Source organism: Vibrio splendidus 12E03 (assembly GCF_000272105.2).
Lineage (GTDB): Bacteria > Pseudomonadota > Gammaproteobacteria > Enterobacterales > Vibrionaceae > Vibrio > Vibrio splendidus_I.
Map to the genome: position 1 here is coordinate 47,653 of NZ_AJZD02000003.1, position 16,254 is coordinate 63,906.

At 46.1% G+C, this 16,254-nt stretch carries 10 protein-coding genes; 2 read left to right on the plus strand and 8 right to left on the minus strand.

The window, feature by feature from the left end; translation table 11 throughout:
* Nucleotides 1-4: 4 nt before the first annotated feature.
* Entirely contained in the window at nucleotides 5-1,561 is a 1,557-nt protein-coding gene (locus A142_RS00390) for a M28 family metallopeptidase (protein ID WP_019824543.1), read from the plus strand.
* A gap of 143 nt (nucleotides 1,562-1,704) precedes the next feature.
* On the opposite strand, the gene lhgO is transcribed toward A142_RS00390, so the two are convergent.
* From lhgO to A142_RS00410, 4 genes are all read right to left on the minus strand, one after another.
* Nucleotides 1,705-2,919 carry an L-2-hydroxyglutarate oxidase gene (gene lhgO / locus A142_RS00395; protein WP_019824544.1) on the minus strand — a complete coding sequence of 405 codons (1,215 nt, stop codon included), beginning with the start codon at nucleotides 2,917-2,919 and terminating at the stop codon, nucleotides 1,705-1,707.
* Nucleotides 2,920-2,944: 25 nt separating this feature from the next.
* Nucleotides 2,945-5,122: a TRAP transporter permease gene (locus tag A142_RS00400; RefSeq protein ID WP_019824545.1), complete on the minus strand. Its 2,178-nt coding sequence runs from the start codon at nucleotides 5,120-5,122 to the stop codon at nucleotides 2,945-2,947.
* A gap of 213 nt (nucleotides 5,123-5,335) precedes the next feature.
* Complete coding sequence (locus A142_RS00405) at nucleotides 5,336-6,349, minus strand: TAXI family TRAP transporter solute-binding subunit (protein WP_010432072.1); 1,014 nt, start codon at nucleotides 6,347-6,349, stop codon at nucleotides 5,336-5,338.
* Nucleotides 6,350-6,667: 318 nt separating this feature from the next.
* Complete coding sequence (locus A142_RS00410; protein ID WP_016789977.1) at nucleotides 6,668-8,011, minus strand: sigma-54-dependent transcriptional regulator; 1,344 nt, start codon at nucleotides 8,009-8,011, stop codon at nucleotides 6,668-6,670.
* A 208-nt stretch (nucleotides 8,012-8,219) separates the two neighbouring features.
* Here A142_RS00410 and A142_RS00415 point away from each other — a divergent pair, with 208 nt between their 5' ends.
* Nucleotides 8,220-10,283, plus strand: a complete 2,064-nt coding sequence (locus A142_RS00415; RefSeq protein WP_019824546.1) for an ATP-binding protein — start codon at nucleotides 8,220-8,222, stop codon at nucleotides 10,281-10,283.
* A gap of 120 nt (nucleotides 10,284-10,403) precedes the next feature.
* Here A142_RS00415 and A142_RS00420 read toward each other — a convergent pair whose 3' ends face one another.
* The 4 genes from A142_RS00420 to A142_RS00435 form a co-directional block, all read right to left on the minus strand.
* Nucleotides 10,404-12,854, minus strand: coding sequence for a family 20 glycosylhydrolase (locus A142_RS00420; protein ID WP_019824547.1), 2,451 nt, complete (start codon nucleotides 12,852-12,854; stop codon nucleotides 10,404-10,406).
* A gap of 140 nt (nucleotides 12,855-12,994) precedes the next feature.
* On the minus strand, nucleotides 12,995-13,624 hold the full coding sequence (locus A142_RS00425) for a bifunctional 4-hydroxy-2-oxoglutarate aldolase/2-dehydro-3-deoxy-phosphogluconate aldolase (RefSeq protein ID WP_017065169.1): 630 nt from the start codon (nucleotides 13,622-13,624) through the stop codon (nucleotides 12,995-12,997).
* A 20-nt stretch (nucleotides 13,625-13,644) separates the two neighbouring features.
* The gene (locus A142_RS00430) at nucleotides 13,645-14,592 is read right to left on the minus strand and encodes a sugar kinase (protein ID WP_019824548.1); all 948 of its coding nucleotides are present in this window, start codon (nucleotides 14,590-14,592) and stop codon (nucleotides 13,645-13,647) included.
* Between the two features lie 88 nt (nucleotides 14,593-14,680).
* Nucleotides 14,681-16,195, minus strand: coding sequence for a sodium:solute symporter family protein (locus tag A142_RS00435; RefSeq protein WP_019824549.1), 1,515 nt, complete (start codon nucleotides 16,193-16,195; stop codon nucleotides 14,681-14,683).
* Nucleotides 16,196-16,254 lie beyond the last annotated feature (59 nt).

The window sequence follows — 16,254 nt, forward strand, 5'->3', positions numbered from 1 at the left end:
ACAAATGGCTATTCAAAAAAGCATGCTAGCTTTGGCTGTGCTCGGGGGATCTTTAACCCTAATCAACAGTACTGCGGTTTACGCATCCCTAGGTATCACACCACCAGCGAACGAAGAAGTTTGGATCACCACCGATGCGGACGCACAGCATATAATGACTCAGCATGGCGCAACGGTTTACCCAAGCGTGACGGGAAACAAGCATTCCATCGTCGCGAAAATCAACCAGAAAGAGCTGGCTAAACTATCCAGCCACATGCATGAAGAAACTCACCGTTGTGGTGGCTACATGGTGCACGAAGACAAAGCAAGTGCACTCAAAGCGGCAGCTATGCCACTGACCATGAGCAGCTTCGAAAAGCCAGTGATCAGCCATCAAGACACAGTGAACGATCTACTCGCTCAGGTCGAGCCGAACAACATGGTCACGACCATCGAAAATCTAACCAACTTCACCAACCGTTTTTATACTACTTCTACTGGTGTCGCTGCTTCGGATTGGCTTTTAGAGCGCTGGAAAACCGAAATTCAAGATGTGCCGTATGCGTCTGCACGCCAAATCGCGCATGCTGAATATCCGCAAAAATCCGTTGAAGTGACACTGCTTGGTGCTAAATATCCTGAAGAGATCGTGGTGGTTGGCGGCCATCTTGATTCAACGGTAGGTTCTTGGACAAGCGAAGGCACAATCTCACCGGGAGCTGATGATGATGCGTCTGGCATTGCTACGGTAACAGAGTCGCTTCGCCTGATGATCGCCAGTGGTATTCAGCCAGACAAGACCATCAAGTTTTATGGTTATGCGGCAGAAGAAGTGGGCCTACGTGGTTCTCAAGATGTCGCCAACGCTTTAAGAGATGAGCAAGCCAACGTTGTGTCCGTATTGCAATTAGACATGACCAACTACAACGGTTCTGCGCACGATATCACCTTCATCACGGACTACACCGACAGCAACCTCACCGCCTACTTAAGCGAGCTGATCGACACTTACGCGAGCGACATCAGTTACGGTTTTGATGATTGCGGCTATGCCTGTTCTGATCACGCCTCTTGGCACAATGTTGGCTACCCAGCAGCCATGCCATTCGAGAGCATGTTCAATGATTACAACCCAAGTATCCATACAGAGCACGACACGCTTGAAAACTCAGATCCAACGGCGACACACGCGACCAAGTTCGCTAAGTTGGCAATTGCTTACCTAGTAGAAACCAGCCTTGATTCGCCTGTTGCAGGTCTTAAAGAGCTGCAAAATGACGTGCCTGTTGAAGGACTTACTGCAGGATATGGTGAAGAGCAATTCTTCACATTTACGACGGAAAGTGCAGGTCAATTAACCGTAACCTTGACCGGCCCTCGTAGTGGCGATGCCGACTTGTATGTGAAACACAACGGTACCGTATCGAAAGCGAACTACGACTGCCGTCCATACCAGAACAGCAGCAACGAACAGTGTGTATTGAACGAACCTGCGGGTGAATTCAACATCATGGTGCGCGGTTACCGTAACTTTAGTGATGTCACTATCGTCGCTAACTTCGTCCCTGATTGGCTGTAAGGTTAATCGATTGACTAACTAACGTTAATCCGAACAAAGATGGCGAAAACTAAAAATCCGCGAGTTCGATCCTTAATAGAATTGAGCTCGCGGATTTTTTATTCTCTTTGGAGAAAAGTTCGATCAATGATCCTCAGTTATCATCAAGCCGTCTTTTTCATTACCTTGCCACAAATGTATTCACCAATCGGCATTGCAGAGGTCGCTGCTGGCGATGGCGCGTTACACACATGCAAGCTTCTTGGGCTTTCGGCAAACAGAAAATCATGAACCAAGGTACCATCCTTGAGGACCGCTTGGGCGCGAATGCCTGCTGGGTAAGGTTTGAAATCTGACACCGTAATGCTCGGGCAATATTTATTCACTAGCTTTAGATAGCCCGGTTTCCACCACGAGTTCTTAAACTCGACCAAACCGGTTTTCAGATTATTCGCAGTCACCTTCCAAAAGCCCACAAAGCTCAGCATCTGCCAAGTGTCCTTGAAACTAAAGTTAAGCTTGCCATAACCTTCTCGCTTCCAGCCTTGAACTGCATTTGGCCCTACTGTTACGGAGCCATCAATCATGCGTGTTAAATGCACGCCCAAGAAAGGCAGTTCTGGGTCAGGGATCGGATAGATAAGGTGATTCACCACCTGGTTGTGTTTCGCGTCCAACTGATAATACTCACCACGATAAGGGACGATTTGAAAGTCGGTTTCAATGCCAAGCATGCTGGTCATTCTGTCGGCCATCAAACCAGAACAAGTGATCAAGAATCGACTGTTCAGTTGTAGAGTTTGACCATCTACTTTGCACGTTAACTGCACTTCATCTTCTTGCTCATCCGCCATGATCACTTCTGTGCCTAAACTGAGCTTGCCACCCGCCTTAACAAACTCTTGAGCCATTACTTCGGTGACTTTTTTGTAGTCGACGATACTGGTGGTTTTGACATAAATCGCGCCCAAGCCCGTGATGTTAGGCTCGGCAAGTTTCAGTTGCGCTTGGTCCAACAAATCGACATCAATGTCGTTATCATGACAACGTTGATAGAGCGCATTCATGCGCTCGACTTCCTGCTCATTGGTCGCGACCAACAGCTTACCGCAGTTTTCGACAGGGATATCGTGATGGCTGCAAAAGGCGATGGTGCGCTCTACGCCACGCTTACAAAAATCCGCCTTTAAACTGCCCGGAGCGTAGTAAACGCCTGCGTGAATCACACCACTGTTATGACCCGTTTGGTGCAGCGCGAAGCCACGCTCCTTTTCGACTAAAAGGATACTTTTATCAGGGTGAGCTTGCTGTAATTGCCATGCCGTCGACACACCAACAATGCCACCACCAACGATAATATAGTCGTATGTTGAGTTCATAATATTCCTACATTCAATCCTTTAATTATAGGGAAGACGCGACAGTGTTAGACCCGGTTTGAGGTAACTTTTTTTCCTCAATTTCTGATTCCTTTTTCACTTGATTAGCATCGTATTTACGACCGCTGTAGATAAAGATGCCAACAAAAATGGCAACACATACCAAACGGATCACGACTGAAACATCAGGCCATACTAGAGCTACACCTATCGCAACCAACACTACTCGAGTAATAATATTAACTTCGCTCTCTAGATAACCTTCAATCGCCGCGATAAACGCGTAAGTACCAATAACAGCAAAGCCACCCGTGACTAAAACGGAGGTCACATCCCAACTTACCAAGTTAGTGTAGGCAATCAACAATGGTACTAAATACAAGCCTTTGGCGATCTTCCATGCCATTAAGCCTGTTCTCATCGGGGGTGTTTTAGCAATGGTTGCAGCCGCAAATGCAGTTAAACAAACAGGCGGAGTCACGTTGCTGTCTTGCGATAACCAGAAAATAATTAAGTGAGCCGAAAGCAGTGCGAGACTGATTGCTTCTAAGCCAAGGCTCTGTTCAAGCAGAGTTTCCACAAAATCAGCAGGAACCAACGCAATCATCTCTTTCGCCGTTTCCAACGCCATCGGTGCGTTCAATAGATCAAGCTTATCTGGCGCAGCCAACATAAAGATGGCTTTAGCTTGCTCAGGAAGCTGCCCTGACACCAACAAGTCGAGCAACTGACTTTCAGCAATCAATTTATACAAGGCAGGAGCAGACAATGTTCCCAACACAATATAAGCCGCCGTTACTGGTAACCCCATACCCAGAATCAAAGACGCCAGTGCGATCAACGCAATCATCACCAGTAACTCGCCATTCGCCCAGCTGTTGATCATCAAAGAGAAGGTGTTACCAATTCCCGTAGTGCTAATGACATTAACAACTAGACCAATACCAACTAATAGCACAGCCGTTGTCGCCATGTTTTTTGCGCCTTGAGACAAAGCTTCAATGATCGCTTTCGGTCCCATTTTGTGATTTTTAGAGAACCATGATGCCACCACCACAGAAAGAATCGAAATACCCGCAGCGTAAGTCGGCGTAAAACCTTGAACGAGCAAAGTCACTAACACGGCCAATGGGATCAGGTTGTGCCAACCCGACAGCAATACCTTTAACAAAGGTTCACAGCCAGAGGTCACCTTTTGTACACCACTACGCTTCGCTTCAATACGAACGAAAAAGGCCACAGACAAAAAGTAGATAAGCGCAGGAACAAAGGAAACCGCAATAATATCGACATAAGGGATCTGCGTGTAAGAGGCCATGATGAACGCGCCCGCACCCATCACAGGTGGCATCAGCTGCCCGCCAGTAGATGCAGCCGCTTCAACACCTGCCGCGAAACGCGAAGGGAAACCTGCCTTTTGCATCAAGGGAATACTGATCACGCCCGTCGATACTGTGTTTGCTACGCTCGACCCAGAGACAGAGCCCATCAAGCCGGAGCCAATAACGGCAATGAAACCAGGGCCACCAATCACTTTGCCCGCCGCGGCACGGGATACATCAATAATGTAGTCGCCGACACCAGATCGAACTAAAAATGCGCCAAATAGGATGAACATGAACACGAAGGTCCAACTGATTCTTGAGATCGAACCAAACATCCCTTCTGATGAATAAAAGCTTCTATAAAGTAACGTCTCAAGGCTTAAACCCGGAAAATGAAAAATACCGCTGGTCCATTGTCCCCAAAGCACTACATAACTTAAACACACTAAGATAAGCACTGGAATGAACCAGCCCATAGTGCGTCTAATCAGCTCAATGACGATGGCAATCGCCAAGATAGAGAAAAACCAATCACTGGCGATAAATTTTACGCCTCGGTCATACAACGCATCTTCGGCAAAGGGAATGTAGATAAGGCAAGCTAAAGCAGCCAAGGCAATCCCAATATCGATAGCTAATGCTATTTTGCTTTTTTTAAGCGATACATGGGCGGGATACCAAAGTGCGCAAATGATTGCGAAACCAGCGAAATGCGTCGCCGAAATCCAAAGCTCTGGCAAGGTAGATAAGGTATTAAACCAAATATGTAGGAGGGAGAGTATCACTCCCATAGTCGTTATTGCTTTGCCTACCCAAGGGAAATCTGTTCGGGTAGGCAATTCGAATTTTTTCAGTTCCTGCTGCAGCGAATCGCTCATAGAAAACTCCTGCTCTCCACAGCCAAACGCGCAGAGAAAATCCATAAAGTAAGGTGGTGCGTTTTCACTTCAAATAATCGAACGAGTCGGAGACGGTCAAATCAGACAAAGTAGCCGAAACAGATGAAAACGCACCAAGCAATTAATTAACGCGAATATTCAGTTCACGCCAAATAGCGAGTTAAAGATAAATGGCTAATCGAATACAAAGAGTTAGTCGACGATCAACTCAGAAGGGATTTCTATACCCACTTCTTTATAGTAACGAGCAGCACCAGGGTGAAGCGGAACAGGAAGGCCTGCGATCCCTTTCTCAAGTGCCATTGCTTTGGTTGCTTTGTGGATACCTTGTAGGAAAGGTAGGTTTTCATAGATAGCTTTGGTCAGTTGATACACATCTTCTTCAGAAATGTCTTCACGAACCGCTAGGAAGTTAGGTTGGGCAATCGTAGTAATTGGTTTATCGACACCTGGATAAGTGTTTGCTGGGATCTCATACTTGGTCCAGATATTATAATCACCATTCGCTTGTTTGATTTGTGCATCGGTAAACGACAAGATTTGAATATCTTCACCCAGTGCTGCAAAGGCTTGCGTCACCGCACCAACAGGAACACCAGCAGGCGTGTTCATACCATCAATTGTGCCATTTTGTAATGCGCTCGCACTGCCACCGTAACCCATAAAGGCGAGTTTAAATTGTTCTGGGTCCACGGATAGGCCTTGCATGATTTGACGACCTGAGTTTTCAGTCCCAGAGTTCTTCTTACCGATAGAGAATTTCTTACCGTTTAGGTTCTCTAGATCGCTTACTGTACCTGTTTTTGCTAGATCTGAACGCACAATAAAGTGTTCTACGTTTTGCCATAACATGGAAACTGAACGCAGTTGAGTTTGTCTGCCAGATTTCTCATATGGCCCCAAACCCTGCCAAGCCCAAGCACCATACAAACCTTGTAGAATGGCGAACTGAGCTTCGTTCTCATTCAACAACTTTACGTTCTCACCCGAGCCCGCAGAGCTGATAGCCGCTAAAGAAAAGTGCTGCTTAGGCGCAAGCTTAACTTTACTCAATGTCGCTAAGGCCACACCTACCGGATAGTAAGTACCACCCGTTGAGGCCGTCGCTAAAATATAGCTGCGATCTTCTTCAGCTGACGCATTACTGATAAGGCCAAGAGAAGCCATTGCTATCGCTAAAGTTTTAACTAGCTTGTTGTATTTCATTGTTACTCTCCATGTAGGGTTATTCACGTTATATTTTTGTTAACAACAATCACTAGATAGCAAGCACAATGCCAATTTTTAAACTACTGTTTTTATTATGATTTATTTTAAAAGCCACCTAAAGTAAGCCATTTTCTGCTTATTTCACTACTAATGAGTAAGCTATTTTTTGCTTATCCAAAGCCGCAGTTAACATCCCCTTAAAGGTGGTCAGGTCACATCATGTTATATTTATGTGATCAATGTTTGTAAAGTGATAAATATACGATGAGCCATTTATTGCTCATCAATATCCAATAAACACGACTGTCAAACCGATCATTGAGAATCGACGTAGTCACTTCGATTCAACCCATAACGCACCATCTTTTGGTTCAATGTTCGACGAGGTAAATCCAAGTCTTGCATAACATCATTGATGCGTCCTTGATAACGCACTAGCGCATCATGAATCACTTTCCGTTCAAAGCTCTGCACTTGAACCGCCAACGGGATGCCTGCCGCTGTGGACTCTGTGACAGAATTAGGACGACACGCCAAAATATCACCAACGGTCAGGCTTTCATCCAGCGCAAAACGAATCGCAACATTACGCAGTTCACGCACATTGCCCGGCCATGCATACGACAACAAGGCATAGCGATCGGCTTCACTGGCCGCTCGGGTTTCGCTGTTCGCTTCTTGAGTGAAGTGTTCAAAAAGGATAAGAGCATCGTCTTCTCGTTCACTAAGGGGAGGTAAATGCAGTTGAGCAACGTTCAAACGATAGAAAAGATCTTGGCGAAAGTCAGGATGATTTAAAAGGTCGCATTTCGAAGCTGAAACTATTCTTAAATCAACATGTTGCTGTTGATTACCACCGACACGTTCAACAACATTGTCTTGTAAAGTACGTAGCACTTTTACTTGCATCGACAACGGCATACTTTCTATTTCGTCAAGAAAGACCGTACCTTTGTCGGCAAATTCAAGCTTACCAATGCGTCGTTTAGCAGCACCAGTAAATGCCCCGGCTTCATGACCAAACAGCTCGCTTTCAAATAGATTCTCTGGAATCGCACCACAGTTTAGTGGCACAAAAGGATGAGGTTTACGCTGACTAAATTTATGTAAACAAGAGGCAACGAGCTCTTTCCCACAGCCAGTTTCACCATAAATGATCACGTTGGTATCAATTGAAGCGACCTTTTGTATTTGTTCTCGTAATGCACACATCACTCTGCTGCGGCCAATCAGAACTTGTTCAATGCCCTTCAGGTTATCCAAATAGCTTTGACGATTTATCCTATCTTGACCACTTTGATGTTTATCTACCGCTTCCGATACCGTTTGAGACAAACGCTCTGGATCGAACGGCTTTTCTATAAAATCATACGCGCCTTGCTGTAATGCCTTAACGGCCATATCGACATCACCATGTCCGGTGATCAAGATAACAGGTACTTCTGGCACCAAATCTTTAAAGCGACTTAACAGTTCAACACCATCAATATCAGGTAAGCGCACATCGCTAATGATGGTCTGAAAATCACCTTCCACGACCGCATCTAACGCGTCTTGTCCAACCTCAAATGCGGTGACATCGAAGCCTGCCAACTGCAACCATTGGCTGGTTGCTTGACGCACAATTGCATCATCTTCAATCAAAGCAATACGTTGCATGATCTCTTCCCATCGCTTACACCTAAATAATATCGACCACGGTATGTAAAAAAGCCGCAGACTAAAAGGAGCTAGCTCCCACTTTGAATAACACTCCTTTAACAGTTTTATAATGTTTGCTAGCTTCAATTTGTTCCAGATTCAACCTTCCATGTGGTAATAAAACGCAGCTTTTCAACTCAATAATTTAAAAAGGATTTAATCAAGAATGGTTAACAAAAATCGATATTGGTTGTTCCTGTTTGCCTGTTTATTGATTGGTTTAGTTCAGGTAACTACCAAAAGTGGCATAAGCCAATGGAAGCTAGAACAAGCTCAGCGTTACGCAGAACAGCGCTTCCTTGGATACATTGCCGAAGCAAGACGCACGCTCAAACGTTTTTACTATTTGCCTTATCTCGTGACGAACGATGAAACCAGCGTGCGTTTTATTGATGGTGACATTCGCCTCCAAAAACACATTAAAAAACAGCTGATTCAGTTAGACAAAGCGGCTAACACCAAAGGATGGTATCTACTCTCTGCAAACGGTGATTTGCTTGTTTCTAGCGTAGAAAGGAACAAACTCAGTAAAAAAAGCGCCAGCACTATTGTCGCTAAGATCCACCAGCAAGGCGGTGCGATCTCCCTAGTAACCAAAAATAAAGGCGTCACACCCGATTATTTTATTGCTGCACCCGTTTATCGAGCATCCGATGTGGTAGGCATTGTTGCAGTACAAATTGATTTATCATTACTGATCGACCAATGGTTTGCCGATGGTGAAGCCATCTTGTTTCAAAACCCTCGCGATCAGTTTTTTCTATCGAGTGATCACCGATTGAATGCAGATTGGTTCAATGAAAATTTCACTTCACAACCGCTCGCTACAAAGCGTGAGCTATATGACCAAACCCACATTCGCGTATGGCGACTGAAAGATAAAGATTACCTTATTCAATCCATAAAGTTAGACGACCTGAATTGGCGCTTAACCTACCTAACGCCGTTAACCAGCCTAAACCAAACCACAAGTTGGATAAGTTGGAGCGTCGCAGTAGGTTGTCTGTTCATTCTGTTATTGCTGGTTATTCTTTATCAAAGACGTCAGAAAAAGCTCAGCAATTTACGAATACAAAAACTCATCGAAGAGTCGGAAAAGCGTCTGTCTGGGATGATCAATAAAACGCACGTTGGGCTAGTGCTGATCGACAAACATGGTCATATCCATGATATTAATCTCATGGCCAAGAACTACTTCTCACTATCCGATTCAATGATCAGTAACATCAAAGCTTGGCAGTTATTTGAGGCAGGCAATCCAAATTCAACCACCTTGCAATTGCTTCAGAACCTAGAGCAACACCAAGAACTGGCCGAAATAACCAGCGTCGAAACTATGGCAAGGCGCAGCGATGGTAGCTACTTTCCGGTACTGTTCTCTATAAGCGCCTTTCCTTGGCATGCGACCACTTATTATCTGTGTACCGTGATCGATATTAGTAAGCGTAAAAAAGCAGAAATTGCAGTGCAAAATGCTAATAAAACGCTTCAACTACGTGTAGAAGAGCGAACACAAGACCTGAAAGACGCACAACAAGAACTGGTTGAATCAAGCAAACTTGCCGCACTAGGGCGGATGTCGAGTGCGATCACTCATGAACTTAACCAGCCACTGACAGGACTAAAAACTCTGCTTTCAAGTAATCAATTACTGATGGAACGAGGCGAGACCAAGATGTTGAAAGCGAACATGGATCTCGTGATGAGTCTTATCGACCGAATGGCAAACATGACCAGCCAATTGAAGTCATTCGCCTTTAAAAGACTTGAAAAACCATACCCAGTGTCACTGACAGACGCACTGCAAGAAACCCTACGCATTCACCAAGCCGATCTCGAAAACGTCGATATTCGAGTACGAATCGCCTCCAATATTTCTATGGTGATGGGTGAAGAAGCCAGGCTAAGCCAAGTTCTTGGAAACCTGATTCGAAACGCAATAGACGCCACTCAAAATCAAACACCCGCGACCATTGTTATCAGCGCACATACCGATCAACAACGCGTGATCATCAAAGTGCAAGATAATGGCTGTGGCGTATCAGAAGACCAACTCGAAACCATTTTCGAACCCTTCCATACCAACAAAAAGATGGGCGAAGGTTTGGGTCTCGGCTTGGCCATCACAGCAAACAATGTACGGGATATGCAAGGTACCTTGATAGCCAAGAACAACCCAGATCAAGGTATGACATTCACGTTAACGCTACAGAACAGTGATAGTGAGTAATCGCTTACGTAAAGTTTAGAAAACACACTCTATTGAGAAGCTAAAACTAAAAAACCGCCCATAGAGGGCGGTTTGGATTCACTTATTGGCGTTTAACTTATCAGCTAATCAGTTAGCGACTTACTCAGCTAGCTGCTTTAACAGTAACTCTGTAGGGCGAACAATCGCGACGATCGATTCATCGTAGATCTTCGCCGAATCAGACAGTATCGCTTGATAGGCATTCACGTCGGCTTCTCTTACTTTCTCGCCTGTTTGTGCTTTAGCAATCAAGGTTAACGCCAAGTCTGCGACTTCCGCCGTTTTCTCTGCAACCACCACGGTATCGACCGAAGATACGTTACCAGCGAAGACAGTCTCTGCGGCAAGTGCAGCTGATTTTGCTTGCTGATAATGCTCTGTAAGTTGCACAATCGCTTGTTGATTACCCGTCACGACTTCATTGACTAAATCTTGCATCTCATACACGGCGTAGCTTTCTACTGGCAGCGCATCAACGAAGCGATTTAGACGCTCGTATTGGCTGTATAAAGTGCCCTTAGGTTCAGTAGAATTCCACTTCTCCCAGTTGCGCGCATAGTACTGTGCTGGTTCTGTGTATTTCGCAAGCACGCGCAGGTCGTGAATACCCTGCCCTTTGGCAATACGTTTTAACAGCATGTCAGCGTCCGCATGATGACGAAGTCCAACCGACACTTCAGACCATGTATCCATCGCCTTCATACGCTTGTACATGCTGCGTTCGTCCGTCAATTCCGCATCAGACCAGAAACGTTCTGCAATTGCATAGCTGCGTGGCCATAGGTAGTTTTCAACGGTGTGGCTGTCTTTGTTTTCTAACCACATGGTGATCTCGCCGCCTAGGATTAACTCTTTTTCTTTCTCTGTTAATTCTGCAGGGTAACCACCATTTGGTTCAGGAATCACGCTGCCGTCAACATCACTGCTTGCAATCACTTCACCTGTGGTTGGCCAGCGCACATTACCGACCAGTTGGTAACTACCTTCAGCAAAACCCTTTGGATTCAGGTTTAGGTTAAATTCGGTGTACGACATGAAGTTATCGAAGTGGCCAACAAAGGTTTTACCCGGCACATAATCAAGGATGTAAATCTCTTCACGAGACTTGCCGTTGTAATCACTGAACGCACGGAAAGTACCGTCTTTCGCTTCAATGATAGTCAGTGTTCCCTTACGTGGGCTGCCTTTAGAACGAGGCTTTTGCCATTGGTAAGTCACGAACTTCTCACCACTGTGCAGTTTATCGTCAACCGTGATGCCAGTTGGCATTGGGTCATTACGATAGTGGTAACTGGTAGGCTGAGGTTGGTCTAAGTAGTAACCCGTAGAAAGAATCCCTGGGTAGCCTTCCTTTGCCGCACGACCGATGCTGTCGTGCCCTTGCCAGCTTTGAATCACGATAGAAGTGGGCAGATCTTTGTGCCAAATCTCATCCCACCCCGTCATCTTCTTGCCGCGCTCTTCGAGCATCTTCTCAACTTTTACGTTGAGGTAAGACTGCAAGCCGCGCTCGCCATCGATATTGTTTTCTTCAATGAACTCTTGGTGCTTTTCGCTGTTTTTCCACTGCGCGTAGTTCGGCTCGTCGCCACCAATGTGGAAGTACTCATCTGGGAATAGTTCTGTCACTTCATCAAATACGTCACCCAGCATTTCATAGAGCTCAGGGTTCAGTGGATCCATCAGTGGTTCAAACACGCCCCAGCCACGCTCTTGTTCGTAACTTTGACCTTCACCACCCGACATCAAGCGTGGGTAAGCGTGCGCCACTGCAGAAGAGTGACCCGGCAGAGAAACTTCAGGAATCACGCGAATACCAAGGTTACGTGCATACTCAACTAGGTAACGAACTTGGTCTTTGGTGTAGTAATTACCATCAGCGGTTTCAGACCACAGACGCGGCCAAGATTCCGTTTGAATACGGATGCCTTGGTCGTCCCAGAAGTGCCAATGGAACACGTTCATTTTGGCAGAAGCCATCGCATCTAATTGACGAATCAGCACATCAAATTCAATGAAGTGACGCGAGGTATCATAAGAGACTCCACGCCAACGAAAGCGGGGCTCATCAACAATGGTTACGGCAGGAATATGGTAGCCAGTCGCTGTCGTTTCAACGAGCTGTAAAAGGGTTTCGATGCCGTGGATAGCGCCATATGGGCTTGGTGCGCTCAGCGTGATTTGCTCACCCTGAGTGGTAATCTTGTAGGACTCTACAGAGTCGATGTTCTGTACTTCAGACTTTGGTGCCGAGTCGATATCAATGATCAGGTTCGCTTCGTCTGCGCTATCAACCTGCCAGTTTAAAATCGGCACACCCGTTTGGCGCTCTAGGCGATCGATAAAGCGTTTTGCGGTGTACTCAACGCGATCAGAGTTAAAGCCTTTGATGTAAACCTTGAAGTTACCGTCTACCTTAACTTGCCCAGCTTGCAGCTCGACTGTCTGTGGGTACGGCATTAAATTTAGATCGGTATTCGGAGCCATTGCTAACGCCATTGGGGACACTACTGAACCTGAAATCAATAGAAACAATATAGTTTTTTTCATTATTAGTTTTCCTATATAACGGGGGTTCTGTTTTGTTTATCGGAGGCAATTCACAAAACAGAACCTTCAGCCACTGCTGTTGTTTATCGAGAGCTCAAAGCCTATCGCCTGTTAAAACGAATGAGCTCACAAACTTATGACTAGCTAACCAATTCAACGGCTTCACGAACCAACACCGCGATCTCATCCCACTGTTCGTTCTCGATCATCTTTGGAGACACCATCCAAGTACCACCACAGCAGACCACACGATCAACCGCTAGGTAATCATTGACGTTGTGTTTGCCGATACCGCCCGTTGGCATTAGCGACACATCAACGTAAGGCGCTAGCAAAGATTTCACCATATTGATCCCACCAGACGCTTCTGCAGGGAAGAACTTCAAGAAGTTAAGACCTAGCTCCAACGCTTGCTCTACTTGGCTTGGGTTGTTTACGCCAGGAACGATTGGCATACCGATCTCTTGGCAACGCTTAACCGTGTTTGGGTTCAGGCCAGGTGCAACGATAAACTCACTGCCCGCTTCTTTTGCAAGGTCGATCTGCTCTGGTGTCAGTACTGTACCTGCACCGATACACATCTCTGGGTAAGCATCACGCATCGCACGAATCGAATCTGCTGCCGCTTCGGTACGGAACGTCACTTCTGCTACTGGCAGGCCGTTTTCGACTAATACTTTTGCTAGTGGAATCGCATGTTCCACCTTGTTGATTTGAATAACAGGAATGACTTTGAATTGCTTAAGTGTGTTGATCATTTCTTGAGACATAATAAATTCGCTTTATTTTTCTATTTTTTAATTAAGTGATTCATAGCGCTTACCGGGATGATCGCGCCTGAGTATTGAATAACGGTAGAAGCCAGTTGGTGGCCGAGTTCAGCTGCATCGGTAGTGCTCTCACCTGTAAGGCGCGCAGCCAAATAGCCGGCAGCGAAGGAGTCACCCGCTGCGCAGGTGTCGACCACGTTAGAAACACGAGTCGCTGATACATAGCTCTCAACAACATCGCCCTGTTCAACTTGAACAATCTTGCATGGCTCACAGCCACGTTTGATGACGATCTCTTGGCAGCCTAAGCGAAGGCAGCGTTGTTGAACGCTCTCGCCATTGCCCCAAACCAGCAGGTCGTCGTCTTCGGTAATCAGTGCGATGTCTACCAATGGCAGTAACTTGGCGTACCAGTACTGAGCTTGCTCGGTGCTCCAAAGCTGCGGGCGATAGTTGTTATCAAAAATCAGCTTGCCGCCTTGATTTGAGAACACGCTAATGGCTTTGAATAAGCGCTCACGAGAGGCGTCATCTAAAATCGCGATACTGATACCGCTGATGTAAACCGCATCGACTTGTTTCTCTGTCAGGGCGATTTCAAGCTTATTCAGGTCGTCAGCTTGAAAGTAAGATTTGACTGCCGCGTCGTTGCGCCAGTAGTGAAAGTGTCGCTCGCCTGTATCGTCGGTTTCGACCATGTAAAGACCAGGGAGCTTATTCGCAATGCGCTCTACGAAATTGGTTTGAATACCTTCTAACTGCCAGCTATCAATCATATTTTGAGACAGTTCATCGCCACCAAGGCCTGTCGCGTAATGCACAGACAGATTTTGATGTTGAGTTAAACGAGAAAGGTAAAGTGCGGTATTAAGTGTGTCACCGCCAAACTTTTTGGTTAATGGAGAGCCGCTGATTTCGACCATGCATTCGCCAAAGAAAGCAATATTGAAATGAGAAGATGCAGGCATAGCCGATCCTAAAATAGAGAGATATATGGGGAAAAGGCCCTGCCACTAAGCAGGGCCTGAATTAAGCAAACCAGTTGTGAGACTAGGTTTAGCTTGTTTGATTTGCAGGACGTTGAGGTGCCGCTTCTTCTTCAAGTACGCCAGTCTCAGACATTTCCATTTCCATCAGAGCACGCTCGTCATCAAGAATCGCTTTTGCCATTTCAGGTGTTACTTGGTTAGCCGGAGTCACTAGGCTCACAACCACACCTGCCGTTAGCGCAAACAGACATGATGGAATAACTGGGTTGCCCCAGAAGGCTGTGTAGTCAGCGTTTAGCATTACTACGAATGAAGCTACAGAAGCACCCGCTAGCGTTGCAAGCGCACCTTGCCAGTTGTAGCGTTTCCAGAATTTACCCAACATACCGCACACAAACATGCCCGACATAACCGTTGAAATCATCTTCGTGATGTAGCCAATGATGTCGTTTGACGTCAGTGCGAACAGTAGTGCGAAGCCAATCACCACAACCAAAGCTAGACGAGAGTAGTTCAACATTGATTCTTTGTTTGGTACGCGGCCTGTGAACATCACGTACACATCACGCAGTAGGATAGATACACCGGCAATCGCATCTGAGCTTGCGCTCGACATAGTTGCAGATAGACCAGCGATAAGAACAATCATGCCTACGCCAACTGGAAGAACCGTTGCAGCTACGTATGGGAACGAGTAGTTCGGGTTAGCCAATGATGGGTCGATTGCGTGCGCAGCCATACCAATGATTGCTGGAATAATTGAGAAGAAAAGGTACAACACACCAGAAGCGACGAATGAGCGACGGATAGTTGAAACATCTTTACCAGAGTAGATACGCTGACGGAATGAAGGTGTTGCCAGTACGCCCACACCGATAACCACAGCCAGAGAAACAGCAGGCAGAATGCCCAGTTTATCGATTGCTAAAAAGCTTGTAGCAGCAGGGTCCATCGCAGCGTAAAGGTTGTCCATGCCACCGATGTGATCGACAGACATTACCGCCATTAGAATGAAGCCAGCAAAAAGGATGATTGCTTGAATCGTATCAGTCCATACAACCGCTGTGTAACCACCGATAACCACGTAGATAGTGAATGCTGCAGCAATAATGATTTTCGCAAGGTTAAGGTCGATGTCTGCAATCCACGCTAGGTACATGCCGCCACCTAGAATGTGCGCACCTAACCAACCGATTGACGCGATAAAGATAAGTAGGCCAACCACGTTTTTTACGATTCGGTTAGCGCCAACATAGTAAGCCAGCTCTTCACTCATGGTCATGAAGTTCAGTTTACGAACCGGAGCAAACCAAAGTGCAAGCAATAGGATGCCTACAGCACCGCCAATTCCGTACAGAGCACCCGCCCAGCCATTTGCGTAGCCAAAGCCAACCGCGCCCATACTTGAACCCGTGCCGACCATAGTCGCAACTGTTGTACCAAGTACTAAGAATAATGGCAGGCCACGGCCGCCTAATAAGAAATCTTCGCCAGATTTTTGATTACGCGAGACAAACCAGCCTAACCAAATTAAAAAACATACGTACACGCCGAAGCCTGTAAGAAAAAGTGTGCTGTTCATTTGACACCTCTCAGTGAAATATTGAGTTCATTCTTGAACTTTATTTATGATTCATTCAT